This window comes from Paenirhodobacter sp. (assembly GCF_047600745.1).
GTDB lineage: Bacteria > Pseudomonadota > Alphaproteobacteria > Rhodobacterales > Rhodobacteraceae > Rhodobacter.
In genome coordinates this window covers 78,763-102,144 of sequence record NZ_JASGKI010000001.1, presented here as the reverse complement: position 1 = coordinate 102,144, position 23,382 = coordinate 78,763, and the positions used below count along the sequence as shown (strand labels likewise).

Below are 23,382 nucleotides of genomic sequence, written 5' to 3'. Positions count from 1 at the left end.
GGGCGCGGAGTCTTTGCGAGAATGGCCGCGCCTGACGGCCCAATGACCTGAGGCGGCGGGGCGGATGGCCGCACCCCCTTGCCGGGGTGGGCGTCCTGGCCGATGGTGCGTGGATGCCCGAGACCCTGAACGATCCGCTGAGCCACCTTGCTGCCCCGGTTGCCGGGGCGCTGCGGCGGGCGTCCTGGCTGGCGGTGCTGTCGGAATGCCTCTGGGCCGGGCAGGCGGCGTTTGCCGGGCTGGCGATCGGCGGGCTGGTGGCGGGGCCGGGGGTGCCGCCGCTGACTGCCGCCGCCGGGTTTCTGGCGCTGGCGGTTTTGCGCGCCGGGCTGGACCTGCTGGCGGAGCGTCTGGCGCAGCGTGCGGCGAACCGGCTGGTGGCGGACACCCGGCTGCGGATCGTTGCGGCGGCCGCGGTGCAGACGCCCCGCGCCGACGCGCCTGCTCCGGCGGCGCTGGCCAGCCTGATCACTGAAAAGGCCGCGCTGCTGGCGCCCTGGGCCGCGCGCTATCAACCTGCGATGGCGCGGGCGCGGATCGTGCCGCTGGTGCTTCTGGCGCTGGTGCTGCCGTTCAGCTGGATCGCCGCGCTGGTGCTTCTGGTCGCGGGGCCGCTGATCCCGCTGTTCATGGCGCTGGTCGGGATGGCCGCGCGCGATGCGTCCGAGCGGCAGATGGCCGAGATCGGCACCCTCAACACCCTGCTGGCCGACCGGATCGCCGCGATTGCCGATCTGCGCCTGCTCGGGGCTTCGGAGCGGGCGGGGGCGGACCTTGCCGCCGCCTCGGAAAGCCTGCGCGCGCGGACGATGCGGGTGCTGGCGGTGGCGTTTCTCTCCTCCACGGTGCTTGAGCTGTTCTCGGCGCTCGGGGTGGCGATGGTGGCGGTTTATGTCGGGTTCAATCTGCTGGGGGAACTGCCTTTCGGTTCCTGGGGGGCGCCGCTCAGCCCGGCGGCAGCGATCTTCGTGCTGATGATCGCGCCGCAGTTCTTTCAGCCCATGCGCGATCTGGCCGCCGCCTGGCATGACCGGGCTTCGGCCCTTGCGGTGGCGCAGGAGGTCGCGGCGGTACAGGCGGAATTTACCGCATCCGGGCGCATTCTCGGCACCGGCGCGGCGGGGGATCCGCTGCCGCCCGCGCCCTTTGGCTGGCGGGGGCTGGTGCTGCGGCCCGGGGCGGGGGCCGCGCCGCTGACCCCGCCCGATGGCTGCGTCGCGCCGGGGGAGGCCGTGGGGGTTTCCGGGCCGTCCGGGGCGGGCAAGACCACGCTTCTGGCCGGGCTGGCGGGGCTGTTGCGGCCGGACGCCGGCACGATCCGCTGGGGGGATGTGGCGCTGGACGATGCTTCCGCCGACCGGATCCGCGCCGGGATCGGCTGGATTCCACAGGCGCCGCGTTTCATCGACGCGCCCTTGTCCGAGGCGCTGACCCTTGGCCGGGCGGGGGATCTGTCCGCCGCACTGAAGGCTGCGCAGGCCGAAGACATTATCGCGGCCTTGCCCGGTGGGCTGGACGCACGGCTGGGCGATCTGGGCGGCGGCGTGTCGGGGGGCGAGGCGCGGCGGCTGATGATTGCGCGCGCGCGCCATGCCGGGGCGGTGCTGATCCTCGCCGATGAGCCGACCGCCGATCTTGACCCGGAGACGGCGCGGGCGGTGCTGAACGGTCTGCTGGAGCTCCGCGCGCGCGGCGCCGCGCTGATCGTGGCAAGCCATGACCCGGCGGTTCTGGCGGCGATGGACCGGGTGGTGGCGCTATGAGGGGGCTGCTGCGCCTGGCCGGGATGATGCTGCGCGCCGACCGTGCGGCCTTCCTGCGCGGGGCGGGGCTCGGGGTTCTGGTGCTGGCGATGGGGGCGGCGCTGCTCGGGCTGTCGGGCTGGTTCGTGACGGCATCGGCTGCGGCGGGAATCGCGGGGATCGGCATCGGCTTCGATTTCTTCCGCCCCTCCGCCGGGGTGCGGTTTCTGGCGATGGGTCGGGCCGGGGCGCGGTATGGCGAGCGGATGCTGACCCATGACGCCACCTTGCGCGCGCTGGCGGCCCTGCGCGGGCGGCTGTTCGCTGCCGTCACCCGGCTGCCGTGGGAGGCGCAGGCCCGGCTGCGCGGGGCGAAGGCGCTGAACCGGCTGACCTCGGATGTCGAGGCGCTGGACGGTCTGCTGCTGCGGCTGGTGCTGCCGGGGGTGTCGGCGCTGGTGGTTCTGACGGGGGCGCTGCTGCTGCTGTGGGGGCTGGTCGCGCCCGCCGTGGCGCTGGCGGTCGTCGGGGTGCATGCTCTGGGCGGTGCAGTTGCGCTGCTGTTCACGCTGCGGCGCGCGCGACCCCTGGCCGAGGCGGATGAGACCGCGCGGCAGGAGGCCCGGGCCGGGATGCTCGACCTTGCGCAGAACCGGGCCGATCTGGCGGTGGCGGGGGCGCTGCTGCATCAGCGGGCGCGGGTCACCGGGGCGATTGCCGCCGCTGCGGACAGCCGCGCGGCGCTCGACCGGATCGACCGGCGCGGGGGCGCGGTGCTGTCGCTGACCACCGGCATCGCCGGGGCGGCGGCGCTGGCGGTTGGCGCTGCGCAGGAAGGGATCGGCGCGGCGACGGTGGCGATCGGCTTTTTCGTCGCGCTCGCGCTTGGCGAGGGGCTGGCGCTCCTGCGCCGGGGATTGGCCGAGATCGGCCGGATGGACAGTGCCGGGAAGCGGGTGCTGGCGCTGATGGATACCCCTCCGCGCACTGCCCCCATGCCGCAGCCCGGCCCGCTGCTTGAGGCGCGCGGCCTGAGCTTTCGCCGCCCCGGCGCGGCCCGCGCGGTCTTCGGGCCGCTCGACCTGACGTTGCGCGCGGGGGAGACGGTCGGCCTGTGCGGCCCGTCCGGGGCGGGGAAATCGACGCTGCTGGCGGTGCTGGCCGGGCTGATGGCGCCGACCTCCGGGGTGCTGCGGGTTGGCGGGAGGTTGACCATGGTGCCGCAGCGGTCGGCGCTGATCGGTGGCACGGTGGCGGAAAATCTCGCGCTGGCCGGGCCGTGTTCCGAATCCGAACTCTGGGCGGCGGTGGATGCGGTCGCGCTCGGCCCGGCCCTGCGGCAGCGCGACGGCCTGATGACCCGGCTCGGCCCCGGCGGATCGGGCCTGTCGGGCGGGCAGGCGCGCAGGCTTTGCCTTGCCCGCGCCGCGCTGCGTCGGCCGGAGATCCTGCTGCTCGACGAGCCCACCGAGGGGCTGGACCCCGCCACCGCCGAGTCGGTCCTGCGGGGCCTGCGCCACTACCTGCCGGATGCCGCCCTCCTGATCGTGAGCCATCGCGCGGCGGATCTGATCCTGGCCGACCGCCGGATTGCCCTTGACGCCCCGGGCTGCGACCATCCGTCCCTTTGAACCCCGTCAATTTCGCGCGCAATCGGCGCCGATAAGGTGCATCATGGAAAAATGAATGTGACGGACGCATCTTTGGCGGGGCGCCGCGGATGCTACGCAAATGGAGACGAGAATGGATTTCGGGATCGTCGAGCTGTCACGGCTGCAATTCGCCATGACAGCGATGTATCACTTCCTCTTCGTGCCGCTTACCCTTGGTTTGTCGATCATCGTGGCGATCATGGAGACGGTCTATGTCATGACCGGGCGACCGATCTGGCGGCAGATGACAAAGTTCTGGGCGACGCTGTTCGGCATCAACTTCGTGCTAGGCGTCGCCACGGGCATCACGATGGAATTCCAGTTCGGCATGAACTGGAGCTACTACAGCCATTACGTCGGCGACATCTTCGGCGCGCCGCTGGCGATCGAGGGGCTGATGGCCTTCTTCCTTGAGGCCACCTTCGTCGGGCTGATGTTCTTCGGCTGGGACCGGCTGAGCCGGGTGCAGCATATGGTGGTAACCTGGCTCGTCGCGATCGGCTCGAACTTCTCGGCGCTGTGGATCCTGATCGCGAACGGCTGGATGCAGAACCCGGTCGGCGCGAAGTTCAACCCGATGACGATGCGGATGGAGATGACCTCCTTCTTCGACGTGGTGTTCAACCCGGTGGCGCAGGCGAAATTCGTCCATACCGTTTCGGCGGGCTATGTGACCGGGGCGGTTTTCGTTCTGGGTGTTTCGGCGTGGTATCTGCTGAAGGGGCGGCATGTCGAACTGGCGCGGCGGTCGATCGCGGTGGCGGCGTCCTTCGGGCTGGCGGCCTCGCTGTCGGTCGTCGTGCTGGGCGACGAATCGGGCTATGAGGCTTCGGAAAACCAGAAGATGAAGATGGCCGCGATCGAGGCGATGTGGGAAACGGAACCCGCACCGGCGTCCTTCACCCTGATCGGTTTCCCGGATCAGGCGGCGCGCGAAACCCATTACGCGATCCATATTCCCTATGTGATGGGCCTGATCGGCACCCGTTCGCTGACCGAGGAGATCACCGGCATCAACCAGCTGGTCGAACACAATGCGGAGCGGATCAAGTCGGGCCTGATCGCCTATGACGCGCTGATGCGGATCCGCGAAGCGAAGGCCACGACGCCCGAACTGACCGCGCAATTCGAGAGCCATTCCAAGGATCTGGGCTATGCCTTCCTGCTGAAACGCTACATCGACGATCCGCGGCAGGCGACGCCCGAACAGATGACGATGGCGGCGAACGATACCGTGCCGCATGTCTGGCCGATCTTCTGGGGCTTCCGGATCATGGTCGGGCTGGGGTTCAGCTTCGTGCTGGTGCTGGCCTATTTCTTCATCCGCACCAACCTGAAGGGCATGGATTATCCCCGCTGGGCGCTGCGCCTCGCGGTGGGAATCATTCCGGCGCCGTGGATTGCCGCCGAAATGGGCTGGCTGGTCGCCGAATACGGGCGGCAGCCCTGGACGGTGGACGGGGTGCTGCCCACGGCGCTGTCGGTCTCGCACCTGTCGGTGGGGGATCTGCTGATCACGCTCGCGGGGTTCGTCGCGCTTTATACCGCGCTGTTCATCGTCGAGATGGGGTTGATGCTGAAATACATCCGCAAGGGCCCCACTCAGGATGTCGAGGAAACCGAGATCTGGATGCGCCGGCATGATGCGCGTCTGGGTGCCACGATCCGGCCTGCGGAGTAACGGTGATGATACTGCATGAACTTGTCAGCTTCGATCTGCTGCGGGTGATCTGGTGGGGGCTTCTGGGCATCCTGCTGATCGGCTTTGCGGTGATGGATGGCTTCGACCTTGGCGCGGCGGTGCTGCTGCCTTTCGTAGCGAAAACGGATGCGGAGCGGCGCATCGTCATCAACTCCGTCGGTCCGGTGTGGGAGGGCAACCAGGTCTGGCTGATCCTCGGCGGCGGGGCGATCTTCGCCGCCTGGCCACCGCTTTATGCGGTCAGCTTCTCGGGTTTCTACCTTGCGATCTTTGCCATTCTGGCGGCGCTGATCCTGCGGCCCGTGGGGTTCAAATACCGCTCGAAGCGGGAGAGCCTGACCTGGCGGCGGAACTGGGACTGGGCGCTGTTCGTGGGCGGCTTCGTGCCCGCGCTGGTGTTCGGCGTGGCCTGTGGCAACGTGTTGCAGGGCGTTCCGTTCGAGCTGAACGAATTCCAGATGCCGCTTTATCCCGGCCCGTTCTGGTGGAAATTCGCGGCGCTGCTGAACCCCTTCGGGCTGCTGGCCGGTGTGGTGTCGCTGACGATGCTGGTGACGCTGGGCGCGGCGTGGCTGTCGGTGAAGACGGATGGCCCGGTGCGGAACCGCGCGCGGCGGATCGGCACAGTGGCGGGGGTGCTGGCGATCGTCGCCTATGTGCTGGCCGGGGTCTGGATGGCCTATGGGATCGAAGCCTATCGGATCGTTTCCCCGCATGTGCCGGACGGCCCGTCGAACCCGCTGCTGAGCGAGGTCGTGCGCGGCGGATCGTGGATGGATGCCTATGCCGCGCGGCCCTGGATCTGGATCGCGCCGGTGCTGGGGGTGGTCGGGCTGGCACTTGCCGTCCTGGGCCTGCGGGCGGGGCGCGAGGTGCCCACGCTCGTCTCGGCGCAGGCCGGGATCTTCGGGGTGATCGCCTCGGTCGGGCTGCCGATGTTTCCGTTCATCCTGCCGTCCTCGGTGCAGCCGAATGCCTCGCTGACGGTGTGGAGCGCCTCGTCCTCGCATCTGACGCTGTTCGTGATGCTGATCTGCGCGGTGATCTTCGTGCCGATCATCATGGCCTATACCGCCTGGGTCTACCGGGTGCTGTGGGGCAAGGTGACGGCCGAAGAGGTTGCCGAAAAATCCCATACCTATTACTGAGGAGAACACAGATGTGGTATTTCGCCTGGATCCTCGGGCTGCCGCTGGCGGCGCTGGTGGCGGTGGCCAATGCGATGTGGCTGGAGTTGCAGAACGACCGGCATCTGGCCGGGGAACACGATCCGGAGTGATTTCCGGCGTAACAGGGCAGGGGCCGCCTTCGGGCGGCCTTTTTTTGCGCATCGAATTACCCGAGTAAAAGAATCGGCTTTACAAAGTCGAGTTAATAAGTCAGGTTATCCCTATCGAAACCGACAGGAACAGGAGATCCGGAGATGCCCACCATCACCCATCCCGGCCCCGCAGCAAAGGGCTCACGCCGTTCCGACCCGCCATTGAGCCTGCGCGATCTGGTCGAAGCCATCTGCACCGGCGTCGCCCCCGCACAGGGAATTGAAATGATGCTAGATCGACTCGAGGGACTGAAATGACCGCACCGATGAACTTCGCCATGCAAGGCTATGCCCCCGTCCTGCCCGCCCATGACGCGCGCGCGCTGACCGAGGGCGGATCGCTCGCCCATATCGCGCTGGATGGCCAGATCTACACCCTGCGCATCACCAAGGCGGGCAAGCTGATCCTGACCAAATAACCCCGAAGTTCGCGGCGACCCCGCAGAACCATCATCGCGACTATGGGCCGGCTTGCCGGCCCTTTTTTTATGCGCAGCGCCTTGCACGGGCGGTTTTGCGACGAATCGCGCCACCGCCCGGCCGGTATGTGCCTCCCCCGTGCGGGCTCAGGCCGTCGCGGCGGCCAGCGCCTGGTCGAGGTCGGCGATCAGGTCGGCGGCATCCTCGGTGCCGATCGACAGGCGCACCACGTTCGGCCCGGCCCCGGCGGCGATCTGCTGCGCCTCGGTCAGCTGGCGGTGGGTGGTCGAGGCCGAATGGATGATCAGCGAGCGGGTATCGCCCAGATTCGCCACATGGCTGAACAGATTCAGGCTGTCGACCAGCTTCACGCAGGCCTCGTAGCCGCCCTTGACCGCCACGGTGAACAGCGCGCCCGCACCCTTCGGGCAGATCCGCGCCACCCGTTCGTGCCAGGGCGACGAAGCCAGCCCCGCATAGGTGACGTAATCAATGCGCGGATCGCGCTCCAGCCACTCGGCCACCGCCTGCGCATTGGCGACGTGCTTCTGCATCCGCAGGCTCAGCGTCTCGATCCCCATCAGCGTGTAATGCGCGCCCTGCGGGTTCATCGTCATGCCCAGATCGCGCAGCCCGATCGCGATCGAATGGAAGGTGTAGGCCATCGGCCCGAGCGCCTGATGGAACACCAGCCCGTGATAGGCCGGTTCGGGCTGCGACAGCGAGGGGAACTTGTCCGAGGCCGACCAGTCGAACGTCCCCGAATCCACGATCACCCCGCCGGTGACGGTGCCGTTGCCGGTCAGGTATTTCGTTGCCGAATGCACGACCAGCGTCGCGCCATGGTCGATCGGCCGGCACAGATAGGGCGAGGCCAGCGTGTTGTCCACGATCAGCGGCAGGCCCACCCGCCGCGCCACCGCCGCCACTGCGGGCAGGTCGGTGATATAGCCACCGGGGTTGGAGATCGACTCGCAGAAGATCGCGCGGGTGTTGTCGTCCACCGCCGCCTCGATCGCCGCCGGATCGTCGAAATCGACGAATGTCGCGGACCAGCCGAAGCGTTTGAAGGTCTGGCTGAACTGCGTGATCGTGCCGCCATAAAGCCGCGTCGAGGCAACGATGTTCAGCCCCGGCCCCATCAGCGGGAACAGCGCCATGATCTGCGCCGCATGGCCCGACGAACAGCACACCGCCCCCGCGCCCCCTTCGAGCGCCGCCACCCGGTTCGCCAGCGCCGAGATCGTGGGATTGGTCAGGCGCGAATAGATGTAGCCCACTTCCTGAAGGCCGAAGAGCCGCGCGGCATGGTCGGCATCCCTGAAGACATAGGCGGTGGTCTGGTAGATCGGCACCTGCCGCGCGCCGGTCGCCGGGTCCGGCGCGGTTCCGGCATGGATCTGCATCGTGTCGAATGAATAGTCGCTCATCGCATCCTCCCTCGGGTTGCGCGCGAGCCTAGCCCCCGGGGGCGCCGGGCGCAATCGCGGCGGGGGTCCGGCCCGTGAACGCGGCATGGCCGGGGGCCGGGGCGGAAAAAACTCGAAACAAACGGAAATTTTATGCTCGGGGCAGTTGATTCCCGCCCCCCGGCTGGGGCACGCTGGCACCGGTTCCTCAGCCGACAGAGCGGGTGATTCAGGCGGCATGTTTTTCATGTCTTTGCGTCTTTCGGTCCTGTGCGCGGGGGAAGGATGCGCAGCTTGACCGGAAAGAACGCCCCCCGACGATGATCGAACAGAACCTGCTCCTGATCCTGGTGTTGCTGCCCTTCCTCGGGGCGGTCGTGGCGGCGACGCTGCCGGTGAATGCCCATAACGCCGCCGCATGGCTCTCGGGCTTCACGATGCTCGGGGGGCTGGTGATCCTTGTCGGGCTCTACCCCACGGTGATGCAGGGGGTCGTGCTGCGCAGTCTGGTCGAATGGGTGCCGACGATCGGGCTGAACCTCGATTTCCGGATGGACGGCTTTGCGTGGATGTTCGTCACGCTGGTGCTGGCGATCGGGGGGCTGGTGGTGCTGTATGCGCGCTATTACCTGTCGAAGACGGATCCGGTGCCGCGGTTCTATTCCTTCCTGCTGGCGTTCACGGGGGCGATGCTGGGGGTGCTGACCTCGGGCAATATCCTGATGCTGGTGGTGTTCTGGGAACTGACATCGCTCTTTTCCTTCCTGCTGATCGGCTATTGGGTCGGCAATCCGAATGCGCGGGACGGCGCCCGCACGGCGCTGATCATCACCGCCGGGGGGGGCGTCGCGCTGCTGGCCTCCATGCTGCTGATCGGGCAGATCGTCGGCAGCTACCGGCTGGACGATGTGCTGGCGGCGGGGGATCTGATCCGGGGGCACCGGCTCTATCTGGTCGTGGTCGGGCTGTTCCTGCTCGGCGCCTTCACCAAATCGGCGCAGTTCCCGTTCCATTTCTGGCTGCCGGGGGCGATGGCCGCGCCGACGCCGGTCTCCGCCTTCCTGCATTCGGCGACGATGGTGAAGGCGGGGGTGTTCCTGCTGATCCGGTTTTCGCCCGCGCTCGGCGGCACCGACATCTGGTTCTATGTCGTCACCGGCACCGGGATGGCGACGCTGGTCATCGGCGCGGCGATCGCGCTGTTCCGGCATGACCTGAAGGGGCTGCTGGCCTATTCGACGATCTCGCATCTGGGCCTGATCACGGCGCTCGCGGGGATCGGCGGGCCGGCGGCGATGCTGGCCGCGATCTTCCACATCGTGAACCATGCGGTGTTCAAGGCCTCGCTGTTCATGGCGGCGGGGATCGTCGATCACGAGACCGGCACCCGCGACATGCGCCGCCTGTCCGGCCTGATCCGGGTGATGCCCTTCACCGGGATCCTGGCGATCGTCGCCGCTTCGGCGATGGCGGGGGTGCCGCTGCTGAACGGCTTCATCTCCAAGGAGATGTTCTTCGCCGAGGCGGTGGGCTGGCACAACGGCACCTGGCTCGACAATGCGCTGCCCTGGCTCGCCACGCTGGCGGGGGTGCTGGCGGTGGCCTATTCGGCGCGGTTCATCGTTTCGGTCTTCTTCGGGCCGGTGGCGACGGACCTGCCGAAGACCCCGCACGAGCCGCCGCACTGGATGCGCCGCCCGGTCGAACTGCTGGTGCTGGTCTGCCTCGTGCTGGGGATCGTGCCGGATCAGACCATCGGCGGGGTGCTGAATGTCGCGCTTGGCGCGGTCATCGGGCCGGGAACGCCGCATTACGACATCGCCGTCTGGCACGGGTTCAACAAGCCGCTGGTGATGAGCCTCGTCGCGCTGGTTCTGGGGGTGGTGCTTTATGCCGTCACCGGCCGCTGGGTCGCGGCGGGGCCGGAGGGGCCGCCGCTCCTGCATGTGATCCGGGGGCAGAAGATCTACGAATGGCTGATGCTGCGGCTCAGCTGGAAATGGCCGCGCTGGTTCTATGCGCAGATTTCGACGGAAAAGCTGCAACCGCAACTGCGGCTGATGGTGCTGCTGGCGCTGGCGGCGGCGACGGTGACGCTGTGGGGGCACGATTGGGTCGGGCCGCGGCTGCGGCACACGGCGCCGGGGATGGCGTTCGGGCTGATGTGGCTGGTGGGGGCGGGCTGCGCCATCGCCGCCGCCTGGCAGGCGAAGTATCAGCGTTTCGCCGCACTCATCCTGCTGGGCGGGGCGGGGACGGTGACCTGCCTCACCTTCGCCTGGTTCTCGGCGCCCGATCTGGCGGTGACGCAGCTTCTGGTCGAGATCGTCACCACGGTGCTGCTGATCCTCGGGCTGCGCTGGCTGCCGCGGCGGCGGTCCGAATTCCCGGGCGACCGGCTGCTGTCGGCGCGGATCCGGCGCGGGCGCGATCTGGTCATCGCCATCGCCTCGGGCACCGGGATCGCGGTCATCGCCTATGCGGTGATGACGCGGCCGCTGGTGCCCAATATCGGCGACTGGTTCCTGCGCAATGCCTATTACGAGGGCGGCGGCACCAATACGGTGAACGTGATCCTCGTCGATTTCCGCGCCTTCGATACCTTTGGCGAGATCACCGTTCTGGCGGTGGTGGGGCTGACGGTCTATGCCCTGCTGCGCCGCTTCCGCCCCGCGCCCGAGGCGATCGCCGCGCCCGATCAGCAAAAGGGCTCGACGTCGAAGATGCTGGCGACCTACCTCTATGTGCCTGCGATGATCATGCAATACATGTTCCCGGTGCTGATCGTCCTTGCGGCGGATCTGTTCTTCCGCGGCCATGACCTGCCGGGGGGTGGCTTCTCGGCCGGGGTGACGATCGCCATCGCGCTGCTGCTGCAATACATCGCCACCAATGTGAAATGGGTGGAGGCGCGGATCACCGTGCTGCCGATCCGCTGGATGGGCTTCGGCCTGCTGGTGGCGGGGGCGACGGGGATGGGGGCGTGGCTGTTCGGCTATCCGTTCCTGACGGCGCATGCGCGCTATGTCGATCTGCCGCTGGTGGGCAAGACGCCGCTGGCCACCGCGCTGCTGTTCGACCTCGGGGTGTTCGCGCTGGTCGTCGGTGCCACCGTGCTGATGCTGATCGCGATCGCGCACCAGTCGCTGCGGGCGGCGCGGATGCGCGAGGCCGAAGAAGAAGACCGGAAGGAGGCCGTCTGATGGAACTGATCCTCTCCGCCGCGATCGGGATCCTGTCGGCCTCCGGGATCTGGCTGCTGCTGCGGCCCCGGACGTTTCAGGTCATCGTCGGGCTCAGCCTGCTCAGCTATGCCGTCAACCTGTTCATCTTCTCGATGGGGCGTCTGACGGTGGGGCAGCCGCCGATCATGCCCAAGGGCGGCTTTGTCGATCCGACGCGCTATGCCGACCCATTGCCGCAGGCACTGGTGCTGACGGCCATCGTCATCAGCTTCGCCACCACGGCGCTGTTTCTGGTGGTGATGATGGCCTCGCGGGGCATGACCGGTACCGACCACGTTGACGGGAAGGAAAAGGAATGATCGCCGCGCAACACCTGATGATCGCGCCGATCGTCATTCCCTTCATCGCGGGCGCGCTGATGCTGCTGTATGACGAGCGGCAGCGGAAGGCGAAGCTGGGCATCGCGATGACCTCGGCGGTCGCGCTGCTGATCGTGTCGATCGAACTGATGAGCCGCACCAAGGGCGAGGGCCTGATGGGCGGGGGGGAGACGTCGTTCTACCTGCTGGGCGACTGGACGGCGCCCTTCGGCATCATCCTGGTGCTGGACCGGCTGGCGGCGATGATGCTGATGCTGGTGGCGCTGCTGGCGATTCCGGTGCTGATCTATGCGGCGGCGGGCTGGCACAAGCAGGGCCAGCATTTCCATTCGATGTTCCAGTTCCTGCTGATGGGGCTGAACGGTGCCTTCCTGACCGGGGATCTGTTCAACCTCTTCGTGTTCTTCGAGGTGCTGCTCGCGGCCTCCTATGGCCTTGTGCTGCACGGTTCGGGACAATTGAGGGTCCGCGCGGGGCTGAACTACATCGCGATCAACCTGGCCGCGTCGCTGCTGTTCCTGATCGGGGTCAGCCTGATCTACGGCGTCGCGGGCACGCTGAACATGGCGCATCTGTCGAAGATCGTCGCGGGGATGTCGCAGGCCGACCTGCCGCTGTTCCGCACCGGGGCGGCGCTGCTCGGGCTGGCGTTTCTGGTCAAGGCGGGGATCTGGCCGCTGTCCTTCTGGCTGCCGACGGCCTATATGGCCGCCGCCGCGCCGGTGGCCGCGATGTTCGCGATCATGACCAAGGTCGGCGTCTATGTCATCTTGCGGCTCTCGATGCTGACCTTCGGGGCGACGGCGGGGGCGTCTGTCGGTTTCGGCGCCGAGGTGCTGATCGCCGGGGGGATCCTGACGATGATCTTCGGCATGACGGGGACGCTGGCCTCGCAGGGGCTGGGGCGGATGACGGCGCATCTGGTGCTGCTTTCGGCGGGCACGCTGCTCACGGTGACGGGGCTCGCGCTGATGGGCGGGGGCGAAAAGATGCTGGGCGGGGCGCTCTATTACCTCGTCAGTTCGACGATCGCGACCGGGGCGCTGTTCCTGCTGATCGAACCGATGAGCCGGGAGGAAGGCGGCATCGCCGCGCTGCTCGCGCTCACGGCGGATGCCTATGGCATCGACCAGCCAGAGGATGACGACGTGCCGGACATGAGCTTTGCCATCCCCGGCACGCTGATGGTTCTGGGGCTGAGCTTCGCGGGCTGCGTGCTGGTGCTGGCCGGTCTGCCGCCCTTGTCGGGGTTCGTCGGCAAGGTGGCGATCCTGTCCGGTCTGCTCGACAACCCTTCGTTGCCCGCGCCGCTCGGCTGGGGCTTCGGGGCGCTGCTGCTGCTGTCGGGTTTCGCCACGCTGATCGGGCTGGCGCGGATCGGGATCCAGACCTTCTGGGCGTCCGAGGGCGCGGTGCCGAAGGTGTTGGCGCTGGAAATCGTGCCGGTGGTCGTGCTGCTGGGGATGATCGTGCTGATGACGCTGAAGGGGCAGGACACACTGCGTTATATGGAAGATACGGCGCAATCGCTGCTGAACCCGTCGGTTTATGCGAACGGCGTGCTGGCCGCGCCTTCGGTGGAACAGGAGGCCGCGCGCCAGGAGGCCAGCCCGTGAAGCGTCTCGTTCCGCATCCTCTGGTGTCGCTGGCGCTGCTGCTGATGTGGCTGCTGCTGACGCGGTTTTCCATCGGCCATCTGCTGCTGGGCGGGGTGGTCGCGCTGGCGGCGGGCCGCGCGATGGCGACGGTGCAGCCCGCGGGGCCGCGGCTGAACAAATGGTGGCGGATTATCCCGCTGTTCTTCATCGTCGGCTATGACATCGCGGTCAGTAATGTGAATGTCGGGCGGCGCATCCTGTTCGGCCTGCGCGGGCCGGAGCGCGGCTCCGGTTTCCTGCGGATCCCGCTGCGGCTGCGCGAGCCGGCGCCACTGGCGATCCTCGCGCTGATCGTGACGGCCACGCCGGGCAGTGTCTGGGTCGATTTCGACCCCGAGACCGGCGAGCTTCTGCTGCATGTCCTCGACGTGGGCGAGGCGGACTGGCCCGTGCTGATCCGCGACCGTTACGAACAACCCCTGCTGGAGATTTTCGGATGAGCGCCACGATCCTCTCCCTTGCCCTGGTCTATGCGCAGGTCGCGCTGGCGGTGGCGGCGCTGATCTGCGCGGCCCGGCTGATCCACGGCCCACGCGCGCAGGACCGCGTTCTGGCGGCGGATTCGCTCTATGCCTGCACGCTCCTGCTGTTCATCGTGTCGGGGATGCGGATGGGCACGGGCTTCTTCTTCGAGGCGGCGGTGGTGATGGCGGCGATGGGTTTCATCACCTCGGTCGCGCTGGCGAAATTCCTGTTTCGTGGCGAGGTGATCGAATGATGCCGCTTTGGGTGGTGATTCCGGTCTCGGTCCTGCTGGTGGTGGGCAGCACGCTGGCGCTGGTGGGCGCGACCGGGCTGTTCCGGCTGAAGGGGTTTTATCAGCGGATGCACGCGCCCTCGCTGATCACCAGTTGGGGGACGGGGGCGATCGTGCTGGCCTCGATGGGCTATTTCAGCTGGACCGAGAGCCGCCCCGTCCTGCATGAAATCATCATCGGCATCTTCGTGATGATCACCACGCCGGTCACCATGCTGCTGCTGGGCCGCGCCGCCGTGCAGCGGGACCGCGCCCATGGCGAGCCGGATGCGCCGCCGGTGGCCGAAGACTGATCACGGCTCCTCGTGGTCATGCGCGCAGAGCGCATGATCGCCCAGCACCTCGATCACGCGGCAATCGCGGATTGCGCCGTGGTCGCATTGCGCCACCATGCGTTCCAACTCGCTTTCCAGCGCCTGCAACTGCCGGATCCGCGCGCGCACGGCACTCAGTTGCTCGCGCGCGATACTGTCTGCGGCGGCGCAGGGCTGATCCGGACGGCCGGAAAGCGACAGCAGGTCGCGGATCGCCTCAAGCGGAAAGCCGAGGGCACGCGCATGGCGCACGAAGCGCAGCCGGTTCAACTGCGCCGGGCCGTAAAGCCGCTGGTTCCCGGCGCTGCGCTCGGGCTCCGGCAGCAGGCCGATCTGCTCGTAATAACGGATCGTCGGCACCTTCACCCCGGTCTCCTGCGCGAGTTTTCCGATCGTCAGCATGCGAAACCCCTTGAAGCTATAGTTGCTAGAGACATTAGGTTCCGAGTCGCTCAGATCAAGGACTTCCGGAGTGACGTGATGGCTAAGGACGAAATTCACTGTGAAATCAAGGTGACGGGGATGGATTGCGCGTCCTGCGCCACGAAGGTGCGCGAGGCCGTCGCGCGTCTGCCGGGGGTGAGCGACGTCGATGTGGGGGTGATGACGGAGAAGCTGAAGCTGAGGCTGGACCCGGCGCAGACCCCGCGCGAACGGGTGGAGGAGACGGTCCGCGCGCTTGGCTATGGTGTGGAGGCGGGGCATCATGATCACGCGCACGGCCATGGCCACGGGCACGGGCATGACCCCGATCAGCCTTGGTATCGCGGGGCGAAGGGGCGGCTGGTGCTGGTCTCGGGCGTGCTGCTGCTGGTCGCGGCGGCGGTGGAGGTGGTGGCGCCCAAGGCCGGGCCATGGGCCTTTGCGCTGGCCTGTCTGATCGGGCTGGTGCCGGTGGCGCGGCGGGCCTGGGCGGCGCTGCGGCTGGGGCAGCCCTTCACCATCGAGGGGTTGATGACGATCGCGGCCATCGGCGCGCTGGCGATCAACGCGGCGGAGGAAGCGGCGCTGGTCGTGTTCCTGTTCGCGGTGGGCGAGGTGCTCGAAGGTGTCGCGGCGGGCCGGGCGCGGCAGGGGATCCGGGCGCTTTCCGCGCTGGTGCCGAAGACCGCGCTGCTGGAAACCAATGGCACGGTGCGGGAGGTTCCGGCCGAGGCGCTGGCCCCCGGTCAGGTGGTGCTGATCCGTCCGGGCGACCGGATCCCGGCGGATGGCGAGATCATCGAGGGCACTTCCGGCATCGACGAAAGCCCGGTGACGGGCGAAAGCGTGCCGCGCAGCCGTGGCCCCGGCGAGCCGGTCCATGCCGGGACGATCAACACCGAGGCCGCGCTGCGCGTGCGGGTGACGAAGGCCGCCGCCGACAACACGATTTCGCGCATCATCCGCATGGTGGAGGAGGCCGAGGAGAGCCGCGCCCCGACCGAGCGGTTCATCGACAGGTTCAGCCGCTGGTATATGCCCGCGGTGGTGGGGATCGCGGCGCTGGTCGTGCTGGTGCCGCCGCTCATGTTCGGCGGCGACTGGGGGACATGGGTCTATCGCGGGCTGGCGCTGTTGCTGATCGGCTGCCCCTGCGCGCTGGTGATTTCGGTGCCGGCGTCGATCGCCTCGGCGCTGTCCACGGGGGCGCGGCGCGGGCTGCTGATGAAAGGCGGCGTGGTGATCGAGGCGGCGGCGAAGGTCCGCCACATCGCCTTTGACAAGACCGGCACGCTGACCCGGGGCACGCCGGTGGTGACCGATGTCGTTCCGCTGCGGGGGGATGCCGAGGGGGTGCTGCGCATCGCGGCGGCGGTCGAGGCCGGGTCGAGCCATCCGCTGGCACGGGCCATTCTGCGCCGGGCGGAGGGGATCGCGGTGCCGGTGTCTTCGGGTGGGCGCGCGATTCCGGGTAAGGGCGTCGTGGCCGAGGTCGAGGGCCAGCGGGCCGAGGTCGCCGCGCCTGTCCATGCCACCGGCCGGGTCGATCCTGCGGTGAGCGAGGCGCTGGAGGCGCAGGGCAAGACGGTGGTGGTGGTCACGCTGGGCGGTGATGCGCTTGGCCTGATCGCGCTGCGCGACGAACCGCGCCCGGATGCCGCCGAGGCGGTGCGGCAGTTGCACGCGATGGGGATCGGCGCGACGATCCTCACCGGGGACAACCCGCGCACCGCCGCCGCCATTGCGGGCGATCTGGGCATGGGCTACCGCGCCCAGATGCTGCCCGAGGACAAGCTGGCCGCGATCCGCGCGATGGACGGCGTGATGATGATCGGCGACGGCATCAACGATGCCCCGGCGCTGAAACAGGCGGATGTCGGCGTGGCGATGGGGTCGGGAACGGATGTCGCGCTCGAAACCGCCGATGCGGCGATCCTGCGCGACCGGGTGGCGGATGTGCCCGCGCTGATCCGGCTCGCGCGGGCGGCGATGGGCAATATCCGGCAGAATATCGGCATCGCGCTCGGGCTGAAGGCGGTGTTTCTGGTGACGTCGGTGCTGGGTATCACCGGGCTCTGGCCCGCGATTCTGGCGGATACCGGGGCGACGGTTCTGGTCACGCTGAATGCGCTCCGGCTCTTGGCCTTCGATCCGGAGCGGGGATGAATGCGCTTTTCGTGCGCGGGCAACGGGTCTACTGTGGCGCGAAAAAGGGGACAGTGCATGTCATCAGTTGGAATTCAGCCCGTCGAAACCGGGCTGACGCACAGCGCGATCTTCCTCACGCTTACGGTTTCGGAAACAGGCGTGGACGCGACCCGCGCGCTTTGCGCCGATCTTGGTTCACTGGTCAAGGCGGTGGGGTTTCGCAGCGCCGAGGCGGGGCTGAGCTGTATTCTGGGCATCGGCGCGGAGCTCTGGGGGCGGCTGGGGCTGAGCCCGGTGCCTGCGGGGCTGCATCCGTTTCAGGCGATTTCGGGTGTTCATGAGGCGCCCGCCACGCCCGGCGATCTGCTGCTGCATATCCGGGCTTCGCGGCTGGATTACTGTTTTGAACTCGCCAGCCAGATCATGCGCCGCCTTGGCCCGGGCGTGACGGTGGCGGACGAAACGCAGGGCTTCAAGTATTTTGACAACCGCGACCTTCTGGGCTTTGTCGATGGCACGGAAAACCCGCAGGGCGCCGCGCTGACCGAGGCCGTTCTGATCGGCGACGAGGATCCGGAGTTCACCGGCGGCAGCTATGTCATCGTGCAGAAATATCTGCATGACATGACGACATGGGAGGCGATGCCGGTCGAGGCGCAGGAACGCGTGATCGGCCGTCAGAAGCTGTCGGATATCGAATATCCGGATGCCGAGAAGGCGCCCTATGCGCATAATGTGCTGACGAATATCTCGGATGCCGATGGGAACCAGTTGGAGATCCTGCGCGACAACATGCCCTTCGGCTCGATCGGGCGCGGGGAATCGGGCACCTATTTCATCGGCTATGCGCGCGAGCCGGGGCGGATCGAGACGATGCTGCGCAACATGTTCGTCGGCAATCCGCCGGGGAATTACGACCGTATTCTGGACGTCAGCCGGGCGGTGACCGGCTGCCTGTTCTTCGTGCCGTCGGCCGATCTGCTGGAACGGATCGGCGCGGCGGAACCCACGCCGGCACAGGCCGGGTCGCTGGGTCTGGGATCCTTGAAAGGGGAGAATTGAGATGGACAACCTGCACCGCGCCCTTGCGCCGATCAGCGACGCCGCCTGGGGTCAGATCGAGGAAGAGGCGAAGCGCACGCTGACCCGCTATCTGGGCGCGCGGCGGATCGCCGATCTGCACGGGCCCGAGGGGTTCGACCTGTCGGCGGTGGGCACCGGGCATCTGCGCCCGTCCGCCGCGCTGGCCGAGGGGGTTCTGTGCGCGCAGCGGGTGGTCAATCCGCTGGTGGAACTGCGCGTGCCCTTCGTGCTGTCGCGCGCGGCGGTGGACGATGTGACGCGCGGCTCGAACGACAGCGACTGGCAGCCGCTGAAGGACGCCGCCCGGCAGATCGCGCTGGCCGAGGATCGGCTGGTCTTCAACGGCTACACGGAGGCCGGGATCAGGGGCATCCTGCCCGAAAGCAGCAACCCGGTCATGCCGCTGCCGTCGAGCGTCGCCGATTACCCCGAGGCCGTTGCCCGGGCGGTGAGCGCGCTGCGTCTGGCGGGGGTGAACGGGCCCTATGCGCTGGTTCTGGGCACGGCGGCCTTTACCGAGGCGACGGGCGGCGCGGATGACGGCTATCCGGTGCTGGAGCATCTAGAAAAGCTGGTCGATGCGCCGGTGGTCTGGAGCCAGGCGCTCACCGGCGGCGCGCTGATGACGACGCGCGGCGGGGATTTCGACCTCTGGCTCGGGCAGGACATTTCGATCGGCTATCTGAGCCACGATGCCGACACGGTGACGCTGTATTTGCAGGAAACGCTGACCTTCCAGATGCAGACATCCGAGGCGGTGGTGGTTCTGGAACCCTGAGAACGGTTGCGCCCGCGGCGAAACGGCAGGAGGACGCGGTGACGATCGAAGCGGAGATACAGGCCGGGCGGCCGGTTCTGTGGCGAAACCCCGGGTTCCGGGCCGGGGACGATCCGCAGGCGGCGGCGGATCTGGCGCAGGCTTTGGCCGAGTGGCGGGAGATTGCGCCGGTTCTGGCCGGGCTGTTCCCCGACCTGCCCGGAGGGGTGATCGCGTCGGATCTGGTGGAACTGGACCCGGCGGCGTTTGGCGTTCCGGGCCGGGTCTTCGTGAAGGCGGACAATGCCCTGCCGGTTGCCGGATCGGTGAAGGCGCGCGGCGGTGTCTTCGAGGTCGTGACCGCGATGCTGGCCGAAGCGCGGGCCGCCGGTGTCGTGGGGGACGATCCGCGCGACCTGTTGCGGGCTTCGGCGTTTCTGGCCGGGCGGACGATCGCGGTGGGGTCGACCGGGAACCTCGGGCTGAGCGTCGGGATCGCGGCGCGGGCGCTTGGCTGCCGGGCGGTGGTGCATATGTCGTCGGATGCAAAGCCCTGGAAGGTGGCGCGGCTGCGCGACCGGGGGGTGGAGGTGGTGCAGCACCGGACGGATTACACCTCCGCCGTGGCGGCGGCGCGGGCGGCGGCTGCGGCCGATCCCGCCTGCTATTTCGTCGATGACGAGGATTCGATCCGGCTGTTTCGCGGCTATTCGGCGGCGGCGCGGGAACTGGCGGGGCAGTTGGCGGCGGCGGGCGTTCATCCCACGCCCGAAGCGCCGGTGGTGCTGCATCTGCCCTGCGGTATCGGCGGTGCGCCGGGCGGGATCGCGCAGGGCGCGCGCGGGGTCTGGGGCGCGGCGGTGCATCCGTTCTTCGTCGAGCCGGTGCAGGCGCCTTCGGCGCTGGTGCAGATGATGCGGGGGCCGGGGGTGCCGGTGTCGGTCTATGACTACGGCCTGACGAACCGGACCGAGGCCGATGGCATGGCGGTCGCCACGATGTCCGCGCTGGTGGCGGAGCGGATGCGGCACCGGCTGGCGGGGGTCTATACGGTCACCGACGGTGACCTGTTCCGCTGGCTGGCCTTTGCCGCCGGGCAGGGGCTGCGGCTGGAGCCTTCGGCGGCGGCGGGTTTCGCCGGGCCGGGGCGGGTGGGCCTTGGGGCCACGCATGTGATCTGGGCCACGGGCGGCGCCTTCGTGCCCGAGGACCAGTATCAGGATTTTCTCGACAGGGGCCGCAGGGAGACCGAAGATGACCGCAACTGATCCCGCCGACCTTGGCGCGCTGGAGGCCCGGCGGCTGATCGCGCGCCGCAAGCTCTCGCCGGTCGAACTGGCCGAAGCCTGCATCGCCCGGGTGGAGGCGCTGGACCCGGCGCTGAACGCCCTGATCGCGCGGGATTTCGACGGGCTCCGGCGCGGCGCGCAGGCGGCGGAGGCTGCGGTGATGACGGGCGCGCCGCTCGGGGCGCTGCACGGCCTGCCGGTGGCGGTGAAGGATATGATCGACGTCGCGGGCCTGCCCACCACCTTCGGCTCGGAGATCTACGCGGGCAATATCGCCACCCGGGACGATCCGATCGTGGCGGCGCTGCGCACGGCGGGCGCGGCGCCGATCGGCAAGACCAACGTTCCGGAATGGAGCGCGGGCGGCAATACCCGCAACCGGGTCTATGGCGTGACCGTGAATCCCTATGACCTGTCGCGCAGCTGTGCGGGGTCGTCGGGTGGTTCGGCGGTGGCGCTGGCCTGTGGTTATGCGCCGCTGGCGACCGGATCGGATACCGGCGGCAGCCTGCGCAACCCGGCGGCCTTCTGCGGCGTGGTCGGCTTTCGGCCCAGCCCAGGCGTCGTGCCCGGGCCGGAGCGCGGCACCGCGCTGATCCCGCTGCCGAGCGCGGGGCCGATGGCGCGCAGCGTGGCCGATGTCGGGCTGATGCTCTCGGTGATGGCGCGACCGGACCGCGATGACCCGTATACCGAGGTGATCGGCGGTCGCACGCTGTGGGAGCCCGAGGGCTTCGCCAACCTGCCGCGCCGCGACCTGACCACGCTGCGCATCGCCGCGACCGAGGATTTCGGCTTTGCCCCCACGGAAAGCATCGTGCGCGCGCATTTCCGCAAGGTGCTGCCACAGCTTGCGCCCTTCCTTGGCCAGTTCGGGGGCCGGTTCGGGGAGGCCACGCCCGATTGCACCGATGCCGACCGGATCTTTGCCGTGCTGCGCGCGCTGCAATTCCTGGGCCGTCACGCGGGCTATGTCGATACGCGGCCCGAACTGGTCGGCCCGAATGTCACCGAAAACGTCGCCGAGGGCCGGGGCTACAGCGCCGAGGATGTTGCCCGCGCGCTGATCGGGCAGGGCGCCTATCACCGCCGCTGGCAGGCGTTCTTCGAAGAGTGGGACATCCTGATCAGCCCCGCCGTCACCATCAGCCCGCGTTGCTGGCGCGAACTGTTCCCGGCGGAAATCGACGGGGTGGCGACGAAAAGCTATTATCACTGGCTGGCGCTGGCCTATGCGACGACGCTGGCCGGGCATCCCTCGATCATCATCCCCTGCGGGTTCGACGCGAACGCCATGCCCTTCGGCTTGCAGGTCGTGGGCCGCCGGCATGGCGACCGGGAGGTGCTGGCGGTGGCGGCGGAACTCGAAGCGGTGATCGCCGGGATCCCGGACCTGGCGCCGCGCGCGCCCGACTTCGCCGCGCTGCGGGCCGCACCGCCGATTTCCGCGGCGGAGGGCTTCCTGAGCCTTGCCTGAGGCCCTGTGCCTAGCCGTCCCGCGCGCTATATGCTAGGTTCGCGGCGCAATTGTCTGGGGAGCCCTGAAATGGCCGAAATGCGAGCCAAAGTGACCGCCGTCGATCCGGTGTGGAGCCGGATCTGTGCGGAAGCGGTGGAAGCGGTGCGCGACGAGCCGCTTCTGGGGGCGCTGATCCATGCCGGGCTGCTGCACCATCCGACGATGGAACGCGCGCTGGCCTATCGGTTCTCGCTGAAGCTCGCCTCGGGCGAGATGAGCGAGCAGATCCTGCGTGAGATCGCCGATCAGGCCTATGGCAGCGATCCGGACCTGGGCGCGGCGGCGCGGGCGGATCTGGTGGCGGTCTATGACCGCGATCCGGCGTGCCACCGGTTCCTGCAACCGATCCTGTTCTTCAAGGGCTATCAGGCGCTGCAATCCTATCGCATCGCGCATCACCTGTGGGTGCAGGGGCGGCGCGACATGGCCTATTTCGTGCAGATGCGCACCTCAGAAGTGTTCGGCGTGGACATCCACCCGGCGGCGCGGATCGGCAAGGGCGTGATGATCGACCATGCCCATTCCATCGTCATCGGCGAAACGGCGGTGGTGGGGGATAATGTCTCGATGCTGCATTCGGTGACGCTGGGCGGCACCGGCAAGGAGGAAGAGGACCGCCATCCGAAGATCGGCAATGGTGTGCTGATCGGCGCGGGGGCGAAGGTTCTGGGCAATATCCGGGTGGGCGACAACAGCCGGATCGCCGCCGGGTCCGTGGTGCTGAGCGAGGTGCCGCCGTGCAAGACCGTGGCGGGCGTGCCGGCAAAGATCGTGGGCGAGGCCGGTTGCGATCAGCCCGCGGTGCGGATGGATCACCGGCTGAAGGGCTGCGACTGTGCCGAATAGGGTGCGACTTTAGGACAGTATGCGCCGGTCCCCGGGGCTTGATAGGCTGGGCCAATGACCCGGCCTTTTTCCTGGATGACGACATGACACCGGATCGGAAGGATTTTCGCGCGGCGCTGATCGTGGATGACCATCCGCTGTTCTGCGATGCGCTTGGCATGACCCTACAGGCGGTGGCGGGGATCGAGCGGCTGGAACAGGCCGACCGGCTGGGCGCCGCGCTCGCCGCGCTGGAGGGCGGGCTGCGGCCCGATGTCATCGTGCTGGACCTCAACCTGCCCGATGTGAACGGGCTGGAGGGGCTGATGCAGCTGCGTCAGGCGGCGCCCGAGGTGCCGGTGGTGGTGGTGTCCTCGGTCGACGAACCCCGGGTGATCCGGGCCGCGATCATTGCCGGGGCGGCGGGCTATGTGCCCAAACATTCGCAGCGCGATCTGTTCCGGCGGGCCTTCGCCGCCATCGCGCGCGGCGACATCTTCGTCCCCGAAGGCTCCGCCGAAGCGCTTTCCGCCCCGCCGAGCCAACAGGACGAGGCGATCCGCCGCCTGAGCCAATTGACCCGGCAGCAGGCGAACATCCTCGAACAGATCTGCGCGGGCAAGATGAACAAGCAGATCGCCTATGACCTGTCGATCGCCGAGACCACGGTGAAGGCCCATATCACCGCGATCATGCGCAAGCTGGGCGTGTACAGCCGGACGCAGGCGGTGCTTCTGGCGCGCGAGGCGCAGGCCACCGGCTTGCCCGAAGCGGGCGCGTCGCGCTAGTCTCCCGCCC

22 protein-coding genes are annotated in these 23,382 nt (G+C 68.2%); 20 read left to right on the top strand and 2 right to left on the bottom strand.

Translation table 11 applies throughout. The features are described 5' to 3' along the window. Positions 1 to 113: 113 nt before the first annotated feature. From QM789_RS00560 to hemP, 7 genes are all read left to right on the top strand, one after another. Positions 114 to 1,763: an ABC transporter ATP-binding protein/permease gene (locus QM789_RS00560; RefSeq protein WP_420350054.1), complete on the top strand. Its 1,650-nt coding sequence runs from the start codon at positions 114 to 116 to the stop codon at positions 1,761 to 1,763. Then, on the top strand, positions 1,760 to 3,373 hold the full coding sequence (locus tag QM789_RS00555; protein WP_420350053.1) for an amino acid ABC transporter ATP-binding/permease protein: 1,614 nt from the start codon (positions 1,760 to 1,762) through the stop codon (positions 3,371 to 3,373). Before QM789_RS00560 ends, QM789_RS00555 begins: the two co-directional genes overlap by 4 nt. Positions 3,374 to 3,485: 112 nt before the next feature. Beyond that, complete coding sequence (locus tag QM789_RS00550; RefSeq protein ID WP_420350052.1) at positions 3,486 to 5,075, top strand: cytochrome ubiquinol oxidase subunit I; 1,590 nt, start codon at positions 3,486 to 3,488, stop codon at positions 5,073 to 5,075. Positions 5,076 to 5,080: 5 nt separating this feature from the next. After that, positions 5,081 to 6,244, top strand: coding sequence for a cytochrome d ubiquinol oxidase subunit II (gene cydB, locus QM789_RS00545; RefSeq protein WP_420350051.1), 1,164 nt, complete (start codon positions 5,081 to 5,083; stop codon positions 6,242 to 6,244). Positions 6,245 to 6,255: 11 nt separating this feature from the next. Further along, positions 6,256 to 6,375: a cytochrome bd-I oxidase subunit CydX gene (gene cydX / locus QM789_RS00540; RefSeq protein ID WP_420350050.1), complete on the top strand. Its 120-nt coding sequence runs from the start codon at positions 6,256 to 6,258 to the stop codon at positions 6,373 to 6,375. A 144-nt stretch (positions 6,376 to 6,519) separates the two neighbouring features. After that, positions 6,520 to 6,675, top strand: coding sequence for a hypothetical protein (locus QM789_RS00535; protein ID WP_420350049.1), 156 nt, complete (start codon positions 6,520 to 6,522; stop codon positions 6,673 to 6,675). Continuing rightward, the gene (hemP, locus tag QM789_RS00530) at positions 6,672 to 6,836 is read left to right on the top strand and encodes a hemin uptake protein HemP (RefSeq protein WP_420350048.1); all 165 of its coding nucleotides are present in this window, start codon (positions 6,672 to 6,674) and stop codon (positions 6,834 to 6,836) included. The genes QM789_RS00535 and hemP overlap by 4 nt, the downstream gene beginning before the upstream one ends. Positions 6,837 to 6,983: 147 nt before the next feature. Here the strand turns inward: hemP and QM789_RS00525 are convergent, their stop codons facing one another. Then, the gene (locus tag QM789_RS00525) at positions 6,984 to 8,267 is read right to left on the bottom strand and encodes an O-acetylhomoserine aminocarboxypropyltransferase/cysteine synthase family protein (RefSeq protein WP_420350047.1); all 1,284 of its coding nucleotides are present in this window, start codon (positions 8,265 to 8,267) and stop codon (positions 6,984 to 6,986) included. 299 nt (positions 8,268 to 8,566) lie between these two features. Between QM789_RS00525 and QM789_RS00520 the strand changes: the two genes are divergently transcribed. From QM789_RS00520 to mnhG, 6 genes are read left to right on the top strand one after another with little or no spacing between them, the layout of a single operon-like run. After that, complete coding sequence (locus QM789_RS00520) at positions 8,567 to 11,449, top strand: monovalent cation/H+ antiporter subunit A (RefSeq protein WP_420350046.1); 2,883 nt, start codon at positions 8,567 to 8,569, stop codon at positions 11,447 to 11,449. Continuing rightward, positions 11,449 to 11,790, top strand: a complete 342-nt coding sequence (locus tag QM789_RS00515) for a Na+/H+ antiporter subunit C (RefSeq protein WP_420350045.1) — start codon at positions 11,449 to 11,451, stop codon at positions 11,788 to 11,790. The genes QM789_RS00520 and QM789_RS00515 overlap by 1 nt, the downstream gene beginning before the upstream one ends. Then, complete coding sequence (locus tag QM789_RS00510) at positions 11,790 to 13,427, top strand: monovalent cation/H+ antiporter subunit D (RefSeq protein ID WP_420350736.1); 1,638 nt, start codon at positions 11,790 to 11,792, stop codon at positions 13,425 to 13,427. Before QM789_RS00515 ends, QM789_RS00510 begins: the two co-directional genes overlap by 1 nt. Then, positions 13,424 to 13,909, top strand: a complete 486-nt coding sequence (locus tag QM789_RS00505; RefSeq protein WP_420350044.1) for a Na+/H+ antiporter subunit E — start codon at positions 13,424 to 13,426, stop codon at positions 13,907 to 13,909. Before QM789_RS00510 ends, QM789_RS00505 begins: the two co-directional genes overlap by 4 nt. Continuing rightward, positions 13,906 to 14,187 (top strand): K+/H+ antiporter subunit F, encoded by a 282-nt coding sequence (locus tag QM789_RS00500; RefSeq protein WP_420350043.1) that lies wholly within the window; start codon positions 13,906 to 13,908, stop codon positions 14,185 to 14,187. Before QM789_RS00505 ends, QM789_RS00500 begins: the two co-directional genes overlap by 4 nt. Then, positions 14,184 to 14,519: a monovalent cation/H(+) antiporter subunit G gene (mnhG, locus tag QM789_RS00495; protein WP_420350042.1), complete on the top strand. Its 336-nt coding sequence runs from the start codon at positions 14,184 to 14,186 to the stop codon at positions 14,517 to 14,519. Before QM789_RS00500 ends, mnhG begins: the two co-directional genes overlap by 4 nt. On the opposite strand, the gene QM789_RS00490 is transcribed toward mnhG, so the two are convergent. Next, complete coding sequence (locus tag QM789_RS00490; protein ID WP_420350041.1) at positions 14,520 to 14,942, bottom strand: MerR family transcriptional regulator; 423 nt, start codon at positions 14,940 to 14,942, stop codon at positions 14,520 to 14,522. A gap of 78 nt (positions 14,943 to 15,020) precedes the next feature. Between QM789_RS00490 and QM789_RS00485 the strand changes: the two genes are divergently transcribed. The 7 genes from QM789_RS00485 (at position 15,021) to QM789_RS00455 (ending at position 23,372) form a co-directional block, all read left to right on the top strand. Continuing rightward, positions 15,021 to 17,129 (top strand): heavy metal translocating P-type ATPase, encoded by a 2,109-nt coding sequence (locus QM789_RS00485; RefSeq protein WP_420350040.1) that lies wholly within the window; start codon positions 15,021 to 15,023, stop codon positions 17,127 to 17,129. 57 nt (positions 17,130 to 17,186) lie between these two features. Then, positions 17,187 to 18,173, top strand: a complete 987-nt coding sequence (locus QM789_RS00480; RefSeq protein ID WP_420350039.1) for a Dyp-type peroxidase — start codon at positions 17,187 to 17,189, stop codon at positions 18,171 to 18,173. Between the two features lies 1 nt (position 18,174). Then, positions 18,175 to 18,972 carry a family 1 encapsulin nanocompartment shell protein gene (locus tag QM789_RS00475; protein ID WP_420350038.1) on the top strand — a complete coding sequence of 266 codons (798 nt, stop codon included), beginning with the start codon at positions 18,175 to 18,177 and terminating at the stop codon, positions 18,970 to 18,972. Positions 18,973 to 19,010: 38 nt separating this feature from the next. Beyond that, positions 19,011 to 20,219, top strand: a complete 1,209-nt coding sequence (locus QM789_RS00470) for a D-serine ammonia-lyase (protein ID WP_420350037.1) — start codon at positions 19,011 to 19,013, stop codon at positions 20,217 to 20,219. Further along, positions 20,206 to 21,717: an amidase gene (locus tag QM789_RS00465; protein ID WP_420350036.1), complete on the top strand. Its 1,512-nt coding sequence runs from the start codon at positions 20,206 to 20,208 to the stop codon at positions 21,715 to 21,717. Before QM789_RS00470 ends, QM789_RS00465 begins: the two co-directional genes overlap by 14 nt. Positions 21,718 to 21,786: 69 nt before the next feature. Beyond that, entirely contained in the window at positions 21,787 to 22,605 is an 819-nt protein-coding gene (gene cysE, locus QM789_RS00460) for a serine O-acetyltransferase (protein ID WP_420350035.1), read from the top strand. Between the two features lie 83 nt (positions 22,606 to 22,688). Next, positions 22,689 to 23,372 carry a response regulator gene (locus QM789_RS00455; protein ID WP_420350034.1) on the top strand — a complete coding sequence of 228 codons (684 nt, stop codon included), beginning with the start codon at positions 22,689 to 22,691 and terminating at the stop codon, positions 23,370 to 23,372. Positions 23,373 to 23,382: the final 10 nt, after the last annotated feature.

Coding starts and splice junctions, on each gene's coding strand:
- QM789_RS00550 (WP_420350052.1), top strand. CDS start 3,486: ATGGATTTCGGGATCGTCGAGCTGTCACGGCTGCAATTCGCCATGACA.
- QM789_RS00515 (WP_420350045.1), top strand. CDS start 11,449: ATGGAACTGATCCTCTCCGCCGCGATCGGGATCCTGTCGGCCTCCGGG.
- QM789_RS00560 (WP_420350054.1), top strand. CDS start 114: ATGCCCGAGACCCTGAACGATCCGCTGAGCCACCTTGCTGCCCCGGTT.
- cysE (WP_420350035.1), top strand. CDS start 21,787: ATGGCCGAAATGCGAGCCAAAGTGACCGCCGTCGATCCGGTGTGGAGC.
- cydB (WP_420350051.1), top strand. CDS start 5,081: ATGATACTGCATGAACTTGTCAGCTTCGATCTGCTGCGGGTGATCTGG.
- QM789_RS00500 (WP_420350043.1), top strand. CDS start 13,906: ATGAGCGCCACGATCCTCTCCCTTGCCCTGGTCTATGCGCAGGTCGCG.
- mnhG (WP_420350042.1), top strand. CDS start 14,184: ATGATGCCGCTTTGGGTGGTGATTCCGGTCTCGGTCCTGCTGGTGGTG.
- cydX (WP_420350050.1), top strand. CDS start 6,256: ATGTGGTATTTCGCCTGGATCCTCGGGCTGCCGCTGGCGGCGCTGGTG.
- QM789_RS00485 (WP_420350040.1), top strand. CDS start 15,021: ATGGCTAAGGACGAAATTCACTGTGAAATCAAGGTGACGGGGATGGAT.
- QM789_RS00465 (WP_420350036.1), top strand. CDS start 20,206: ATGACCGCAACTGATCCCGCCGACCTTGGCGCGCTGGAGGCCCGGCGG.
- QM789_RS00555 (WP_420350053.1), top strand. CDS start 1,760: ATGAGGGGGCTGCTGCGCCTGGCCGGGATGATGCTGCGCGCCGACCGT.
- QM789_RS00480 (WP_420350039.1), top strand. CDS start 17,187: ATGTCATCAGTTGGAATTCAGCCCGTCGAAACCGGGCTGACGCACAGC.
- hemP (WP_420350048.1), top strand. CDS start 6,672: ATGACCGCACCGATGAACTTCGCCATGCAAGGCTATGCCCCCGTCCTG.
- QM789_RS00535 (WP_420350049.1), top strand. CDS start 6,520: ATGCCCACCATCACCCATCCCGGCCCCGCAGCAAAGGGCTCACGCCGT.
- QM789_RS00490 (WP_420350041.1), bottom strand. CDS start 14,942: ATGCTGACGATCGGAAAACTCGCGCAGGAGACCGGGGTGAAGGTGCCG.
- QM789_RS00455 (WP_420350034.1), top strand. CDS start 22,689: ATGACACCGGATCGGAAGGATTTTCGCGCGGCGCTGATCGTGGATGAC.
- QM789_RS00520 (WP_420350046.1), top strand. CDS start 8,567: ATGATCGAACAGAACCTGCTCCTGATCCTGGTGTTGCTGCCCTTCCTC.
- QM789_RS00475 (WP_420350038.1), top strand. CDS start 18,175: ATGGACAACCTGCACCGCGCCCTTGCGCCGATCAGCGACGCCGCCTGG.
- QM789_RS00525 (WP_420350047.1), bottom strand. CDS start 8,267: ATGAGCGACTATTCATTCGACACGATGCAGATCCATGCCGGAACCGCG.